The following is a 16,318-nucleotide window of genomic DNA, read 5'->3' as shown; positions in this document are numbered from 1 at the left end:
AAAAAGTATGGTATAACAGTAAGAAAATGAAAAAGAGGGGAAAAGACGATGATTCGAGTAGGATATTTAGGACCAGAAGCAACATTTACAAATATGGCGGTGAGTCGTTTTTTTCCGGAAGCCGAGCATGTGCCGTATCGAACGATTCCGGATTGTATGGATGCAGCTGCAAATGGAAATGTAGATTATGCAGTGGTACCACTAGAAAATGCCATAGAAGGCTCAGTGAATATAACAGTTGATTACCTCGTACATGAGCAACCGCTTTCTATTGTAGGAGAAATTACAGTACCCATTCAGCAGCACCTACTTGTACATCCGCAGTATGCAGAAGTGTGGGAAGAAGTATATGCAGTGCATTCTCATCCACACGCTATTGCGCAATGTCATAAATTTTTAAATGAAGAGTTAAAAGGGGTAACTGTCCGAGATATGACATCAACAAGTGCAGCTGCGCAATATGTGAAAGAACATCCTGAAGAAAAAATTGCTGCCATTGCAAATGAAGCAGCTGCAGAAAAATATGGATTAACGATCGTAAGACGTAGCATTCATACGCATAAAAATAATCATACACGCTTCCTCGTGCTCCATAAGAAAAAGAAAGCAATACTCCCAAATAATGGAGAAAATCGAGGAGAGAAAACGACGCTTATGATAACGTTACCCGCTGATTATGCAGGAGCGCTATATCAAGTGTTATCAGCTTTCGCATGGAGAAAATTAAACTTATCAAAAATCGAATCGCGTCCAATGAAAACAGGTCTTGGAAATTACTTTTTCTTAATCGATGTCGATAAAGCATACGATGATGTATTATTGCCAGGCGTAACGATGGAACTTGAAGCACTTGGTTTTTCTGTTACTGTGCTGGGAAGTTATTCTTCTTATTGGTTGTAAGGGGAAACTAGGTTATACCGTGTGATAGATAAATAAAATCCCACCTAATAAATGGTGGGATTTTATTTATCCCGCTTTAATGGGCAGTAAGACCCCCACCTCAAAATTCAGCGAAAGAAAAGAAGTTAGGCGGGGGATCAACTGCCCATAAAAGTCCGATTGGTTCAACTAATAATCAGTGGGGATGAAGAAAACCCCCACTGATTAAAGTTTCACTTTATTTTAACTTTGCAAGACGCTCTTCTAACTGACCACGCCAAACATCGGCTAGTTCTGGAACAGCAAGAATCTTTTTAATGCCATCTTTATCTTTTCTATTATGAAAATAAATTTCGTTAGAGAACAATACAGAAACATTGCTCGGTTGACGTTCTAGTAATGTGATTTTTGAATCTTTACGCACAGTACCTTCTTGAAGAACGCGGCATAGGTAGCCAGTAAATCCAGTTGCTACAATGCGCGGCAGTATGCCAGTGATGCCAAGACGTTTTGAAATTGTGCTACAAGGTACTCGGGCTTGCGTCACTTGAATGATTGCTTCACCTAGTTGATATGTATCTCCGATGCAAACTTCACGCTCTAACATATTTGTTACGGTAATATTTTCGCCAAATGCGGAAGCTGGAAGTGTTGTTTGGAATTCTTTTTCCCATAGTGCGTAATGCTCGTGTGAGTACACACAAACTGCGCGATCAGGTCCACCGTGGTGTTTTAAATCTGCTACATCATCGCCAAGGAAGCCATCTTTTGATAGGAAAGCTTCTTCGGTAAGTTCTTTACATATACCAGTAATCATTTCTTTATCTTCGCTATATTTCATTTGTTTCGGCTTGCCAATGCTAAAGTGAACGAGTTCAATTCCCATATTTGATCTCCTTTACGATTGATTACAATATTATAGCATTAAAAAAGCACAGAGAATGATAAAATCTCTGTGCTTTACATTAATAAACGAGAAATCCTGCTTTATCTAGTGCCTCGCAAGCTGCATCTAACTTTTCTTTTGAATCTGCCTCAATTGTATGTAAGTGAATACCATCCGTTAGTTGCGAAAGATAGGAAGCATTTGTGTTTTCGATTTTTTGTAAATATTGCTCTACATCAAAGCGATTACTTACCATGATGGACGCTGTTAAGTCACCGTATACAGGATGTTCAACTTTTACATCTTTAATTGTAATGCCGTGGTCAACAAGCAGTGTAAGTTCTTGACGTACTTCTGCTGGCTTATGTTGGCATACAATGACGCGTTCGAAAGCTTGTTGTTTTTCTTGTGGTTTTAAATATAAATAGCCTTGGGCAGTTGCAATAATTGGTTCGTTTCTTGCTTTAAGTAAGGAAATATCTTGGACGATCACTTGCCTACTTACGTTTGTCTTCTTCGATAGTTCATTTCCAGATAACGGCTCATTTGCAGCGAGAAGCCACTGAAGGATAAGCTGTCGTCTTTCTTCACCTAAAATTTTTTTTTGGTCATTTTGTTTCATTATGATTTAACACCTCTATAAAATTGATTTCCAATTGTGTGTAGTGCATGAATAGTAGTATCAATTTGATCTTTCGTTGTTTGTTGCCCGAAAGAGAAGCGGACATATTGTTTTGCCTCTTCATACGTTTTTCCAATTGCAAGCATTGTTTTCGAAGGTTCTTGTTTACCGACTTGACAAGCACTTCCGGTAGAAATGGCAATACCGCGGCGATTACATTCTAGCATTGTATATTGACCTTCTATTCCTTTTATTGTAACCCCAATAATATGTGGTAAACAAGAAGTAGAATGACCTTCTACTTCAATTTCTAGAGGAAGTGCTTGTAATCCCTCCAAAAAGTGGGATCGTAACTCTTTAAAACGTAAGCTTTCTTCCTGTTGATTTTTTAATATATTCTCAGCAGCTGTTAAAAAAGATGCGATGCCAGGAACGTTTACTGTGCCTGGACGAAATCCTTTTTCATGAGAAGTCCCCGGGAATATTTGTGTCCAGCGAACTTGCGGATTTATATAGCAAGCGCCAACACCCTTCGGTCCGTATATTTTATGTGCTGAAACAGAAAGACTATCAATCCCCATCTCAAAAACATTGATAGGAAGTTTACCAAATGTTTGCACACAATCTGAATGAAATAAAACGTTATATTTTTTTAAAAGTGCCCCAATCTCTGCGATGTTTTGAATGGTTCCAATTTCAGAGTTTCCGTGCTGTATACTTGCTAGAACAGTATTCTCTGTAATAGCTGTTTCTAAATCATCTAAATGAATTAGCCCATCTGTATCAACAGGAATTTCAGTAATTGTATACCCCTCTGATTGTAAGGATTGAAAATAACTTCGAATGGATGCATGTTCCATAGGTGTCGTAATAATATGCTTCTTATTTCGGGCATTTAGAAGAGATTGAATCGCAAGATAGTTAGATTCCGAGCCACCGCTTGTGAAGAATATCCCTTGTTCTTTTCCACCAATCATGTCAGCGAATGTTTTTCTGCAAACTTGTAATAAAGAAGAAGCTGTTCCCCCAATGTCATGTAAACTTTGCTCATTTCCAAAGTATTGCGATGCTGCTTTCATATATGTTTGTAATGCTTCCGCGCTCATAGGTGTAGTAGCTGCATAGTCAAGATATATCATCATGTAAGTTCCTCTCTCTAGTAAGAGTTACATTTCTAGTATTTTTTAAATGGTAGTGAAAATAAGAATTATAAAAAAAACTCTTGTCATTATTTTAAAACTATGTAAATATAGGTGTCAAGACAGTTGAAAAGTGTAAAGTAGGAGGCAACAATTATGCCAAGTGCAGATGTCTTAATTATTGGAAGTGGCGTTGCGGCACTTCGTGTTGCGAAAGAGATTTGTCACGAAAAGAATGTGATTATTATCACAAAGAAAACGACCCGTAATAATAATACATATTTAGCGCAAGGTGGAATTGCCGCAGCGGTTGCTACATATGACAATCCAAATGATCATTTTGAAGATACGTTAGTAGCAGGGTGTCATTATAACAATGAAGATGTGGTCCGTTATTTAGTCGAGGAAGGACCGAAAGAAATGAATCATCTCATTGAAAATGGAATGAAATTTGATGGGGATGAAACGGGCCCTCATCTTGGAAAAGAAGGTGCACATCGAAAGCGTCGTATTTTACATGCAGGCGGCGATGCAACAGGGAAGAATTTATTAGAGCATTTCATTCAAGAAGTAGTTCCGCACGTTACGGTAGTGGAACAGGAAATGGTGCTTGATTTTATTATAGAAAATGATAAATGTGCGGGAGTTTTAACGCGAAATAGTGACGGGAAACTGAACCGTTACGTTGCAGATTATACAGTGTTAGCAACAGGTGGGATTGGAGGTTTATACGCCTATACTTCTAACGATACGACAATTACGGGTGATGGACTTGCGATGGTGTACCGCGCAGGCGGAGAGCTTGTCGATTTAGAGTTTGTACAATTTCATCCAACAATGTTATACGCGGACGGGCGATGCTGTGGCCTCGTTTCTGAAGCTGTCCGTGGTGAAGGAGCTGTCCTTATAAATGGAAAAGGGCAGCGTTTTATGATGGATATACACCAAGATCACGATCTCGCTCCGCGTGATGTAGTGGCAAGAGCGATTCATGAACAGCTTTTGTCGGGTGAAAACGTGTATTTGAACATTGAGTCTATCCAAAATTTCGAAGAACGTTTTCCAACTGTATCATCATTGTGTAAAAAGAATGGTGTTGATATAACTGAAAAACGCATTCCGGTCGTACCTGGTGCTCATTTTCATATGGGCGGCGTAAAAACGAACTGTAATGGAGAGACGTCCATTCCAAATTTATATGCAGTCGGTGAAGTAGCTTGTAACGGTGTTCATGGAGCAAATAGATTAGCAAGTAATTCGTTATTAGAAGGTCTTGTGTTTGGAAAAAGAATAGGACAGCACCTTTTAACGAAAGTGACAAAAGACAGATTGAACAACTTTGGTGAGAAGGAAAAGAAGTTTATCGTTCTGAATCATTTGCCGGCGAAAGAAGAAATACAAGAATGCATGATGAAATACGTTGGGATTGTGCGAACAGAACAAAATTTATCTTATGCAAAGAGATGGCTTAGTAAGTACGGTGTTCGAAATATGATTTTACAACATGATGCTCTTACGAATGAAGAAATAACGATTATTAATATGTTAACAGTGTGTGAGCTTATCGTCGTATCAGCTTTGCAAAGAGAAGAAAGTATTGGTGGCCATTATCGAAGTGATTATCCACATAGAAATAGCGTGAAAAAAGAAATCGTTCGAGTTAAAAGAAAACTACAACTTGTGTAATGAGAGGAAGAGGGGCTTTATGAATACGATAAAGGTTAAAGAAGCATTAAATCGATTTTTTCTAGAAGATATAGGAGAAAGAGATGTAACATCTCAGCTTATTTTTCCAGAGAATTTACTTTCAAAAGGAACATTTCTTGCGAAGGATACAGGGGTCTTCGCGGGACGTTTAGTCATTGAAGAAGGATTTAAATTAATTGATGAGAGAATTGAAGTGGAGCTTCATAAAAAAGATGGAGATTTTGTAGAAAAGGGAGAAATAATAGCAACTGCGCAAGGACCAATTGCTTCGTTATTAACGGCAGAGCGCGTTATATTAAACGTTATTCAGCGTATGAGCGGGATAGCTACAATGACATATGAGGCTGTTCGTGCCTTAGATAGTAGCCATACACGTATTTGTGATACGCGAAAAACAATGCCTGGGCTACGTATGTTTGATAAGTATGCGGTCGTGTGCGGAGGCGGATTTAATCACCGTTTCGGTTTGTATGATGGTGTCATGATTAAAGACAATCATATTGCTTTTGCTGGCTCTATTATGAAAGCTGTTACATCAGTGAAAGAAAAATTAGGACATATGGTGAAAGTAGAAGTGGAAACAGAAACAGAGGAGCAAGTGAAAGAAGCAGTAGCTGCTGGTGCGGATATTATTATGTTTGATAACCGTACACCAGATGAGATTCGAGAGTTTTCAAAGATTGTACCAAGTGCCATCGTTACGGAAGCATCAGGAGGCATTACAATTGAAGATTTATCGAAATACGGAAAAACGGGGGTAGATTATATTTCACTTGGAGCGTTAACACATTCAGTGAAAGCACTTGATATTAGTTTCAACATAGAGGCGTAAGGAAAGTGGCTTAGAGGGGGAGAAAGGGATATGAGTATTTTAGAAAAAGTGCAACCGATTGAAACGATGTTACCAGAGTGTTATTACACGATGACAACAGAAGATATGGAGAAGCGTGTTCGTGAAATTAAAGAAAAAATGGGGGAAACACTATTTATTCCAGGACACCATTACCAAAAAGATGAAGTGGTACAATTTTCTGATGCAGCAGGAGATTCACTTCAGCTTGCGCAAGTAGCAGCGAGCAATAAAGAAGCAAAATATATTGTATTTTGCGGTGTACACTTTATGGCAGAAACAGCAGATATGTTAACGACAGATGATCAAATCGTTATTTTGCCAGATATGCGTGCAGGTTGTTCGATGGCAGATATGGCAGATATCGAACAAACAGAAAGAGCGTGGAAAGAGCTCACAAAATTATTTGGAGATACGATGATTCCGTTAACGTATGTTAACTCTACAGCTGCAATTAAAGCGTTTTGCGGTCGTAATGGCGGAGCGACAGTAACTTCTTCTAATGCAAAACAAATGGTATCTTGGGCGTTTACACAAAAAGAGCGCCTTGTCTTTTTACCGGACCAACATTTAGGAAGGAATACAGCGTACGATTTAGGTATCCCGCTAGATAAAATGGCAGTATGGGACCCGCATACAGATTCATTAGAGTACGATGGAGATATAGAAGAAATTCAAGTGATTTTATGGAAAGGACATTGTTCTGTTCATCAAAACTTTACAGTGAAAAACATTGAGAACGTACGGAAAAATCATCCGGACATGAACATTATTGTACATCCGGAATGTTGCTACGAAGTTGTAGCTGCTTCGGATTATGCTGGTTCAACGAAATATATTATTGATATGATTGAATCGGCTCCATCTGGAAGTAAATGGGCGATTGGTACAGAAATGAATTTAGTGAACCGAATTATTCAACAACATCCAGATAAAGAAATTGTTTCACTTAATCCATTTATGTGTCCGTGTTTAACGATGAACCGAATTGATCTGCCGCACTTATTATGGGCACTTGAAATGATAGAAAGAGGAGAAGTAATTAACGTTATTAGCGTCGATAAACAAGTAACTGAAGAAGCAGTTCTTGCATTAAATCGTATGTTAGAGCGTGTGTAAAGCAGCGGATTCCCGTTGCTTTTTTTCGTACATATAATCATAACGAGAACGAAATGGGCATACATTGTTTTGAAGAAATCATTGCGATTTTCTTATGCTTATTCCACTTCTAATGATATTAAAAATCGAAGAAGTGATACAAGTGAAAAGAAGGTAACGTTATTTAGAAAGGGTTACTTCGTGAGATTTGTTACTTATAGATAAGTTATACAGGAGGGGGAAAATTTGAAAATTCATATCGTGCAAAAAGGGGATACCCTTTGGAAAATTGCGAAAAAGTACGGAGTGGATTTTGATACGTTGAAAAAAACAAATACACAACTTAGCAATCCAGATTTAATTATGCCAGGTATGAAAATTAAAGTGCCATCAAGCAGCGTTCATGTAAAACAACATGCTGGAGCGGGTTCAGCACCTCCAAAACAATACGTAAAAGAAGTGCAACAAAAAGAATTTGCAGCAACGCCAACGCCGCTTGGAATAGAAGATGAGGAAGAAGTTACGTATCAATCGGCACCAATTACGCAGCAACCTGCTATGCAACAAACACAGAAGGAAATGCAAGTGAAGCCGCAAAAAGAGGTACAGGTAAAACCACAGAAGGAAATGCAAGTGAAACCACAAAAAGAAGTACAGGTAAAACCACAGAAGGAAATACAAGTAAAACCGCAAAAAGAAGTGCAAAAAGAAAAGCCAATTCAAATAGAAAAACCAGTTGAAAAACCGTCTGTTATTCAAAAACCACCTGTTATAGAAAAACAAAAACCAGCGGAGAAAGAAAACACGAAATTCTCGGTAAATGTATTACCACAGCCGCCACAACCACCAATAAAAGCGAAAAAAGAATATAAAATTTCAGATGTAATTAAAAAGGGAAGCGAGTTAATTGCTCCTCAAATTAATAAGATGAAACCTAATAACGTCATTTCTCCGCAAACGAAAAAAAATAATATCGTATCACCGCAAGTAAAGAAAGAAAATGTAGGGAACATCGTATCACCGCAAGTAAAGAAAGAAAATGTAGGGAACATCGTATCACCGCAAGTGAAGAAAGAAAATGTAGGGAATATCGTATCACCGCAAGTGAAAAAAGAAAATGTAGGGAATATCGTATCACCGCAAGTGAAAAAAGAAAATGTAGGGAATATCGTATCACCGCAAGTAAAGAAAGAAAATGTAGGGAATATCGTATCACCGCAAGTAAAAAAAGAAAATGTAGGGAATATCGTGTCACCAAATGTATCGAAAGAAAATGTAGTGATTCCGCAAGTAATACCGCCAAATATTCAAGTACCAAACATAATGCCAATCATGGACAATAACCAACCACCGAATATAATGCCAATCATGGATAACAACCAACCACCAAATATAATGCCAATTATGGATAACAATCAACCACCAAATATGATGCCAATTATGGATAATAACCCAATACCAAACATGATGCCGATGATGGATAACAATCAAATGCCAAATATGATGCCGATGATGGATAACAACCAAATGCCAAATATGATGCCGATGATAGATAACAACCAAATGCCAAATATGATGCCGATGATAGATAACAACCAAATGCCAAATATGATGCCGATGATGGATAACAACCAAATGCCAAATATGATGCCGATGATGGATAACAACCAAATGCCAAATATGATGCCGATAATGGATAATAATCAACCACCGAATATGCTGCCATACCAACAGCCTATGATGCCGCCAAATCCATATCAAATGCCCTATCAGCAAGGAGCACCTTTTGGACCGCAATATACGTCTATGCCAAATATGATGCCGATGGATAATAATATGCTACCGCTCGTGCAAGGGGAGGAAGATTGTGGGTGTGGAGGAGAGAGTAGGCTATATAGTCCACAACCTGGAGGGCCGCAATACGCGAATCCTTTATATTATCAACCAACTCAATCGGCATATGCACCACAGCCAGGAACGATGTATTATCAACCAGATCCACCAAATGTATTTGGGGAGCCAGTTTCAGAAGAAGAGGATGAAGAAGAAGTTTAAAAAGGTGGGGGTTATTCCCACCTTTTTTGTATGTAGAGTTGTTCTGAAAAAGGAAGATTTACATCGAATGTTAGAAAATTCCCAGTGAAATATTAACAGTGTAAAAACCTTCTCTGTTACTCATCATAAGAGGGAGCTTTTCAGAAGAGAAGTTCATTCTAACAGAGGGGGTTTTTGTATTGAATACGAAAGTAAAAGTGATTGCTGCTTCTTTGTTAGTTACTAGTGCATTAGCTGCATGTGGTACACCAAAAAACAATGCAATGGATGGACGTAACTACAATTACGAGCGTACATCTTATAATGATACACACCAGTATCGTGATAATGTGACGCGTAACGATCGTTATACAGACTATGTAACATATAGAAATGGTCGTAACGATACAGGATATAACTATTACCGCGATGTAAATTACAACGGTCAAATTGCTAACCCGCATCCAACGCGTAATATTACAATGAACAATTCATACATTAACAATGATGGTAAAACTGCAGAAAGAATTACAAATCGTGTGAAACGTATGAATAACGTAGACCGTGTGTCTACCGTTGTATATGGAAACGATGTGGCGATTGCGGTAAAACCACGTAATCCAGTATCGAATGAAACAGCGCTTGCAAATGAAGTTCGTCAAGCTGTTGCAAATGAAGTTGGAAACAGAAACGTATATGTTTCTGTAAGAAATGACATGTTTACACGTGTCGATGCAATGAGTACACGACTGCGTAACGGTACAGTTACAAACGATTTCAATCGTGACATAACAAATATGTTCCGAGACATTCGTTACGGTTTAACTGGTACTACGCGATAGCAAAATAAAAGAGGAAGGGGTAGCCCTTCCTCTTTATTCATCGTCATATTGTAAACGACGTTTTTTAATGAAATAACTAATGGAATAAGAACCTAAAAAGCATATAAAGAGAATACCACCTGTTAAAATAGCCTCAAATAGGGGCCTTTCTGGACTGAAAATAATATAAATAATAACCATAACGATCCCTACACTAAGAGAACGTAAAACAATTTTGTAATAAGGAGTTAACTTTATCTCCTTTTCGCTTTCTTCTACATCGATTGAAACACTTAGCTGTAAATAGCTAAGTACGATACTCGTAAGAATAAATAATAGCCATAATGGAGATTTCGTAATTTGATCCATTCCTTCAGTGAATCCAATATAGCCTAAAATTCCAATTATACCAAGTGATTGAAAAAGAAAGGCAATACGTACGTTTTTTAACGTTTGCAAAATGAGACGTTCATCCTTTATTTTTTTCACAATACCCATCTCCTGTTTATTATGATTTTGCTGTTATATTTATTGTAACATATATATTACATTTATCAATTTATAATTTACATATAATTTGTTTGGATGAAAGAGGAAATAAAATATTTTTATAAACATGTTGCACTTATACTTTATTAATGTTATATTAGCAAAGCGATGAGCTAATTTACGTAAGACGAGAGATATGCTTAAGTGCTAAACACGCGAATGTGGTCGCCTGGTCTCTCGCCGTAAACGCATCAAGACGCCTGCTTTGCAGGCGTCTTTCATTTTATGTTATAAAATGTTATAACTCTATATTAAGATTAAAATATGTAATAGGTGAGGGTATGAAAAGACTCTTTCTTATTATCTTTTTGTTTTATGTAGGTTGCATTTCATTTGATGATTGCTATCAATCTTTTAAGTACGTTACAATAAATGGGTTAGAGTTACTAATATTGGAATTAATGTGTAAGGGTGAGGTACTATGGGGGAAGAAAAGGAATTAAAAATACAACAAGAACAATTGAAAGTGGAAGTACATCAAACGAAACGTTCATCAAAAACGAATTTTTCTTATCAAATGCATACATATTTAAACAATTCTATTCGTTTTTCAGATGTAAAAGCAGCTGGGATTAGTGGTGTAAATGTAACGGTTTTTCGCTTGTTTTTTGATCCATCGACTATTCAAATGTCTTGGGAATTTTTAATATTAGGTGCGAGCTTAATTGGTTTATTAGTAGGGATTGTATTTGCGATTTTATCTATTATGCCTCGTTTTATGGAGAAAAAAGAAAATGGTTTGATATACTGGGGAAGTGTAGCTGATATGACTAGAGAGGACTATATAGATGCCATTAAAGGTGCAGAAGGCGACCATCTATTAGAAGAATTGCTCAGTCAAAATTATACGTTATCTCTAATTGCGAAAAAGAAATTTGCAATGACTAAGTATGCATTTTTATTTTCGATAGTAGGATATATTTTCTTAATAATAGGAGAAGTTGTGAAAGCATTATAGAATTTTGGAATGGAGGAGATTATGGATGGCATATAAGCCAAAAGCGATTGATACATCAAATGTTGAGGTTCCGAAAGATATTCAGGAACTTACAGAGTTAATTTCTAAAAATACACATGAAGTTTGGGCGGATCAAAGGTTGCAAGAAGGTTGGAGATACGGAGAAAAAAGAGATGAAGATAAAAAAGAACATCCTTGTTTAATACCTTATGAAGAGCTTTCAGAAATCGAAAAAAACTATGATCGAAGAACTTCATTAGAGACAATTAAAGTGATTTTAGCGCTTGGTTATGAAATAAAGAAAAGGTAGAACAGCAAAGTGAAAGTAGCTGTTCTACCTTTTTTTAATACATAATTGGGATTCCTTGTTGTACAAATGAAAGATTGTATTGAGAGAAAGTATTTGGTGCATGATCTGGATAATGCATTGCGTAAAGTATAGGTCTACAAGTGTCGGGATAATAGGATAGTACCTCTGTTAAGTGTGCATGGACTGGATTGTAAGTTAAATCTACATCTTGAAAAATGGCTACGGTTTCTTGGTTGATTTGTTCTTTTAAATTGCTATTGTTTAATTTCTTTATATCAGATGAAAATAGGATGTTTTGCTGTTTGTTTAAATCATAGATTTGTAGTGCGAAACTTATCATATCCTCGCAGTGGAAATTTGTTGTATCAATGAATTTAATTTCAATTGTATTTTCAATTGTTAAAGACGACTGTTCATCGCTCAACGTATGAATATCGCAGTAATCATGTAAAGTTAAATTTTGATTGCATAAACCTGGAGAGAGAAGAGATTCAAGTTGTTTTAATTGACACTCTTTAATAATAATCTGTGGTTTTTTTTGATTTTGTTTGTTTGTGGTTGACCAATAACGTCTTTGAAGTAACTCTTCTAGCCCGCCGACATGATCGAAATGAAAATGCGTGAGAAATATATAATCAATATCCGTATATGTATATGGACTAGCTTCTAAACTAAATCTTAAAGTCGTACCAGCATCAATTAAGATATTTGTATTTGAAATTGAAATAATGTAGTTATTGTGAAAGTATTTTGTTGAAAATCCTTGTCCTACTCCTAATGGATATATTTTCATATAGGTCCCTCCAAAAAATGAACATTTTGTGAAAAGTTATGCTAAAATGTTGTTAGTAATTAGTGGAATTATAGCATACAGAAAAGAATTTGGAGTGTTTTGAAACTAGATATTTGGATGTGGAATCGATGTTGGAAAATCTGGAAGAACGTTTGTTGTTACATGAATTAACCGTGGATGTTCCGAGTGGGAAGCGTTCCTTCTTTATTTATAAAGGAGATATGTCGCAAGCTAAGGCCACTGTTTTTTTTGTTATTGCACATGGCTTGTCACTAGATGAAAGTGGTGAATTGTACGAAGCATTTGACAATAAATTTTCTCTTTCTACTTCGAAAGAGAAGAAGCTATTATCACTTTCCAGTGGAGGCTGGATTGGTATTATTGATCAGAAACAACAAAATAAAACATTTTTAATTCTTCATACTAACAAAAAAGAAGGAACGAGATATTCGTTAGATTTACTAGAAGAATACATCAAGGGATGTTTTTTAGCATTAACTTTACTAGAATATAAAGGATTTGAACTAAAAGATGTTTGTCTACCTGTTATCGGTAGAAAAGGAATAGAGACTGAACATCATTTAGTAGCTATAAATATGATGATCCAGTATGCAACAAACTGGTTAAGGGACACATCTTGTTGTGAAAAATTATCATATTTTTTATATGTGCAACAAGATAATGATGTGTGGATGAATTCTTTGGAAAAAGCATTAAAAGGCACGAATGTTGCTCCGGATTTTGATGAAATAATTCGAAATTTACGAAAAAAAATTGTAAGTGAAATAAATAATATTTCCGTAAAAAATGATTTTTATGCTAGTACATTAAATGGAATAAAACAAGAACTAGAAAAAAGAGAAGATTCTAGTAGAAATGTAGCCGTTTTATGTAGAAGTCTAATCATTGAAATAAATAAGGATATATGCCGAATTGCAGGAGTGCCTGTTTCATCATTTAGGAAAAATATAATAGAGATAAAAAGGAATAAAGTAGTAGAAGAATGGATGGTTAATCATTTTATTATACTATACGAGTATAATGAAGGTGGTAGGGGTAATATTCCATTATATGGGCCGAAAACTTTGGAAAAAGATGATATTGCTATTATGTATTTTACTCTTTTAAGAGTTATCAAATTTTTAAATAAAATGTTGCCCAAAAGGATGAACGTGGAATGAATATTATAAATCGTGTAATAGTTGATTCAACCTTTGGTGATCGATCTTTTTTGTTGTGTAAAGGTGATTTGTTAGAAAGTAGTGGGGACGGTGCCATCGTCATTACTACGTATAAAAATGAAAGTGGCCAAATATATGGTGAGCTAGTAGAAAGTATTAGGCAGAGGATGGATATAGATACATTAAAGATTGCTCCTTTTTATCATGTCAACGACCAAGTTTTTATTGGTTATACGATTCTGCAAGGAGACAAACAGGATAAATTTGTATTAACGATTAATTTTAATAGAACACACGATATATTATTTTCGAAAGAAGAATATGAAGAATTAATTGAAGGAGTATTCGCCACGCTAGCAGCATTAGAATTTTCAGGATATCGTTTTTCTTCTATTGCTCTTCCGGTTATTGGTAGGAAGGGATTGGTAGGAAACTATAGTGCTGAAATTACAACGTTACTTGAGCATGCAACACGTTGGTTAAAAAAATCTAAATATACAAAGACGATTTACTACTGTATTTATTTGGATGAGGATGTTGAAATTTGGAATGCAACGCTGAATCAAGTGTTAGGGCGTTCGATTATTCCGCTGCATTATTCTAAAGAGATGGATCAAATTCAAAAGGAATTGTTAAATATATTGGATTCTTTTCCTAAGTCTGATGCTTTTTGGGAGGACACATTTCTCCCCTTAAGAACAGCATTACAACGTGTAAATGAAATACAGTTTGAAACTCTCGCAGCATTTGGAAGGAAATTTGCTGAAAATACTTGTCAGAATCTTTGTGAACTAACAGGGACTGACACAGCATTATTTGATATGAACTTAAGAAATATTAAAAATAACAATGTATTAAACCGAAGTATGAGTCAGTATATGTATGGATTGAGATCGTTTGGTAACCCAGCTATTCATCGGACTGCAACTTTAATAGGAGAGAATAGACCGACAGAAGAAGACATATACGTACTCTTATTGATGCTCCGGAAAATTTTAAAGTTATATGGGTTGTTAATTTATAATCAGAAGCTAATTTGAAAAGAGGGATAGAATCTTGGAAAAGAGATCTATGTTTATTGTTTTCTCTGACTTGAAAGGTTTTTCAAAAATGAATGAACAAGAGTTCAAAAATTTTTATGAACACTATTTAAAATTACTTGTTGAATCTATTCGGTCGTATAAGGATAAAGCAATTGTATGGAATACATGGGGAGATGCGTTTATTGCTTTATTTGAAAATGGAGAAGATGCTGTTTCTTTAATGTTGGAATATCAAAATTTTTTCCGTAAGCACAAATTAAGTATGACGCCTCGCATTGCAGGCCACTATGGTGAGGTGTATATTTTCGAGGACCCTATGTTAAATAATCGGAAAAATGCAGTTGGAGAACATATTAATCGAACTGCACGAATTGAGCCAGTTACATTTCCAGGAGAGATTTATATTACAGAAGACTTCGTACAGGCTTATAAGCAATTTAATGAAATGGAAGCAGTATTTTTTGAAGATTTAGGTGATGTTCAATTAGCCAAGAAATTCGGAGAGCAGCATTTACATAGACTATATTCAGCTAAAGATGAAGGTTGGAATGTTACCAATTTGTTTTTTAAATATAATTTAAAAGAGGCGATTCCACCACGTCCTCAAGTGATAGATGTACAAGAAAGAGACGTAGTACAACAAGTTATTTCAGTTAGAGATAAGGATGAGTTATTGATACTCCAAGAGAAATATAATTTTGATACGTATAGCGGACCATTCCTTCTCGAGTTAGCTAAAGTATATAAAAAATTTGGTGTATATGATAAAGCGCTTATGTACATAAAAAAAGTAGAAGCATGGTCTATGGTCGTGAATGAAATTAATCTTTACCCATTTATAGAGGATAAAGAAGTAGTGAAGTTAAAGGCGAACTGTTTGACTCGTATGGGGAACTATGATGAAGCAGCTAATTTGATGCATGCATTATTAAAGGAAAATAGAATAGATTCTGATGCTTTAGCAATGTTAGCGGCGCAATTTAAACGTAGAGCTTTATATAAAGAAGATTGTTTATTAGATAGAGAGAGTATTAATTTTTCAGATTTACGGAAGTCTTTAGATTTATATTTAGAGGCGTTTCGTGTGAATCCTGAAGATTTTTATCCTGCGATTAATGCAGTGTATATACAAAAAATTTTAGGATTAACAGATTGCTTTACTTTCGCAAATTATATTTCGGATCGATGGTCTGAATATAATGAGAAGTCATGGTGGCATTATAGTACTCTAGCCGAAGTACAACTTATTCAGGATCGTTATGAAGCAAGTGAAAGGTTGATGAAGCGTGCAATTCGCTTCGGGAAGCCGAACACTTTTGAAAAGCAATCCACATTAGATCAAATTAAACAATACTTATTCATCATGGGGCTTGAAAAAGAAGGAGCAGGTATCGTGAAGCTGTTACGTTCAGAGAGCGAAAAGAAAACTATAGTGAATAGGGGATAAA

15 protein-coding genes and 1 pseudogene are annotated in these 16,318 nt (G+C 35.9%); 11 read left to right on the top strand and 5 right to left on the bottom strand.

Annotation, left to right across the window (positions count from 1 at the left end):
* Positions 1-48: 48 nt before the first annotated feature.
* On the top strand, positions 49-900 hold the full coding sequence (gene pheA, locus Q9B79_RS11270; RefSeq protein ID WP_306184126.1) for a prephenate dehydratase: 852 nt from the start codon (positions 49-51) through the stop codon (positions 898-900).
* A 217-nt stretch (positions 901-1,117) separates the two neighbouring features.
* Here pheA and Q9B79_RS11265 read toward each other — a convergent pair whose 3' ends face one another.
* The 3 genes from Q9B79_RS11265 to Q9B79_RS11255 all read right to left on the bottom strand — a co-directional run bounded on the left by Q9B79_RS11265 (position 1,118) and on the right by Q9B79_RS11255 (position 3,529).
* Entirely contained in the window at positions 1,118-1,765 is a 648-nt protein-coding gene (locus Q9B79_RS11265; RefSeq protein ID WP_306184124.1) for an MOSC domain-containing protein, read from the bottom strand.
* Between the two features lie 79 nt (positions 1,766-1,844).
* Positions 1,845-2,387: a transcription repressor NadR gene (locus tag Q9B79_RS11260; protein ID WP_306184122.1), complete on the bottom strand. Its 543-nt coding sequence runs from the start codon at positions 2,385-2,387 to the stop codon at positions 1,845-1,847.
* A complete protein-coding gene (locus Q9B79_RS11255) occupies positions 2,387-3,529 on the bottom strand; it encodes an IscS subfamily cysteine desulfurase (protein ID WP_306184120.1) in 1,143 nt (380 codons plus the stop codon). The genes Q9B79_RS11260 and Q9B79_RS11255 overlap by 1 nt, the downstream gene beginning before the upstream one ends.
* 153 nt (positions 3,530-3,682) lie before the next feature.
* Between Q9B79_RS11255 and nadB the strand changes: the two genes are divergently transcribed.
* From nadB to Q9B79_RS11230, 5 genes and pseudogenes are all read left to right on the top strand, one after another.
* Positions 3,683-5,212: an L-aspartate oxidase gene (nadB, locus tag Q9B79_RS11250; RefSeq protein ID WP_306184118.1), complete on the top strand. Its 1,530-nt coding sequence runs from the start codon at positions 3,683-3,685 to the stop codon at positions 5,210-5,212.
* A 19-nt stretch (positions 5,213-5,231) separates the two neighbouring features.
* The gene (nadC, locus tag Q9B79_RS11245) at positions 5,232-6,065 is read left to right on the top strand and encodes a carboxylating nicotinate-nucleotide diphosphorylase (protein WP_306184116.1); all 834 of its coding nucleotides are present in this window, start codon (positions 5,232-5,234) and stop codon (positions 6,063-6,065) included.
* A gap of 30 nt (positions 6,066-6,095) precedes the next feature.
* Positions 6,096-7,202, top strand: a complete 1,107-nt coding sequence (gene nadA / locus Q9B79_RS11240) for a quinolinate synthase NadA (protein WP_306184114.1) — start codon at positions 6,096-6,098, stop codon at positions 7,200-7,202.
* A gap of 225 nt (positions 7,203-7,427) precedes the next feature.
* Positions 7,428-7,584 (top strand): annotated as a pseudogene (safA, locus tag Q9B79_RS26990) (SafA/ExsA family spore coat assembly protein); the annotation flags it as partial.
* 1,831 nt (positions 7,585-9,415) lie between these two features.
* On the top strand, positions 9,416-10,057 hold the full coding sequence (locus Q9B79_RS11230) for a YhcN/YlaJ family sporulation lipoprotein (RefSeq protein ID WP_306184110.1): 642 nt from the start codon (positions 9,416-9,418) through the stop codon (positions 10,055-10,057).
* A gap of 33 nt (positions 10,058-10,090) precedes the next feature.
* Here Q9B79_RS11230 and Q9B79_RS11225 read toward each other — a convergent pair whose 3' ends face one another.
* Positions 10,091-10,525, bottom strand: a complete 435-nt coding sequence (locus Q9B79_RS11225) for a branched-chain amino acid ABC transporter substrate-binding protein (RefSeq protein ID WP_306184109.1) — start codon at positions 10,523-10,525, stop codon at positions 10,091-10,093.
* A gap of 481 nt (positions 10,526-11,006) precedes the next feature.
* Here Q9B79_RS11225 and Q9B79_RS11220 point away from each other — a divergent pair, with 481 nt between their 5' ends.
* Together Q9B79_RS11220 and Q9B79_RS11215 are read left to right on the top strand one after the other, a co-directional pair.
* Entirely contained in the window at positions 11,007-11,543 is a 537-nt protein-coding gene (locus Q9B79_RS11220; RefSeq protein ID WP_306184107.1) for a Pycsar system effector family protein, read from the top strand.
* 25 nt (positions 11,544-11,568) lie between these two features.
* On the top strand, positions 11,569-11,853 hold the full coding sequence (locus tag Q9B79_RS11215; RefSeq protein ID WP_000323609.1) for a RyR domain-containing protein: 285 nt from the start codon (positions 11,569-11,571) through the stop codon (positions 11,851-11,853).
* A 34-nt stretch (positions 11,854-11,887) separates the two neighbouring features.
* Here Q9B79_RS11215 and Q9B79_RS11210 read toward each other — a convergent pair whose 3' ends face one another.
* Positions 11,888-12,646: an MBL fold metallo-hydrolase gene (locus Q9B79_RS11210; protein ID WP_306184104.1), complete on the bottom strand. Its 759-nt coding sequence runs from the start codon at positions 12,644-12,646 to the stop codon at positions 11,888-11,890.
* Between the two features lie 128 nt (positions 12,647-12,774).
* Here Q9B79_RS11210 and Q9B79_RS11205 point away from each other — a divergent pair, with 128 nt between their 5' ends.
* Genes Q9B79_RS11205 through Q9B79_RS11195 form a run of 3 tightly spaced genes read left to right on the top strand, consistent with a single transcriptional unit; the run spans position 12,775 to position 16,317 of the window.
* Complete coding sequence (locus Q9B79_RS11205; protein WP_306184102.1) at positions 12,775-13,827, top strand: hypothetical protein; 1,053 nt, start codon at positions 12,775-12,777, stop codon at positions 13,825-13,827.
* A complete protein-coding gene (locus tag Q9B79_RS11200) occupies positions 13,824-14,867 on the top strand; it encodes a hypothetical protein (RefSeq protein WP_098663526.1) in 1,044 nt (347 codons plus the stop codon). Before Q9B79_RS11205 ends, Q9B79_RS11200 begins: the two co-directional genes overlap by 4 nt.
* A gap of 16 nt (positions 14,868-14,883) precedes the next feature.
* Complete coding sequence (locus Q9B79_RS11195; RefSeq protein WP_306184099.1) at positions 14,884-16,317, top strand: tetratricopeptide repeat-containing protein; 1,434 nt, start codon at positions 14,884-14,886, stop codon at positions 16,315-16,317.
* Position 16,318 lies beyond the last annotated feature (1 nt).

Source organism: Bacillus sp. MHSD_36, assembly GCF_030757775.1.
In the GTDB taxonomy this organism is placed as follows: domain Bacteria; phylum Bacillota; class Bacilli; order Bacillales; family Bacillaceae_G; genus Bacillus_A.
Note: the sequence above shows the minus strand (reverse complement) of the source record. Positions and strands in the feature narration are given on the sequence as shown.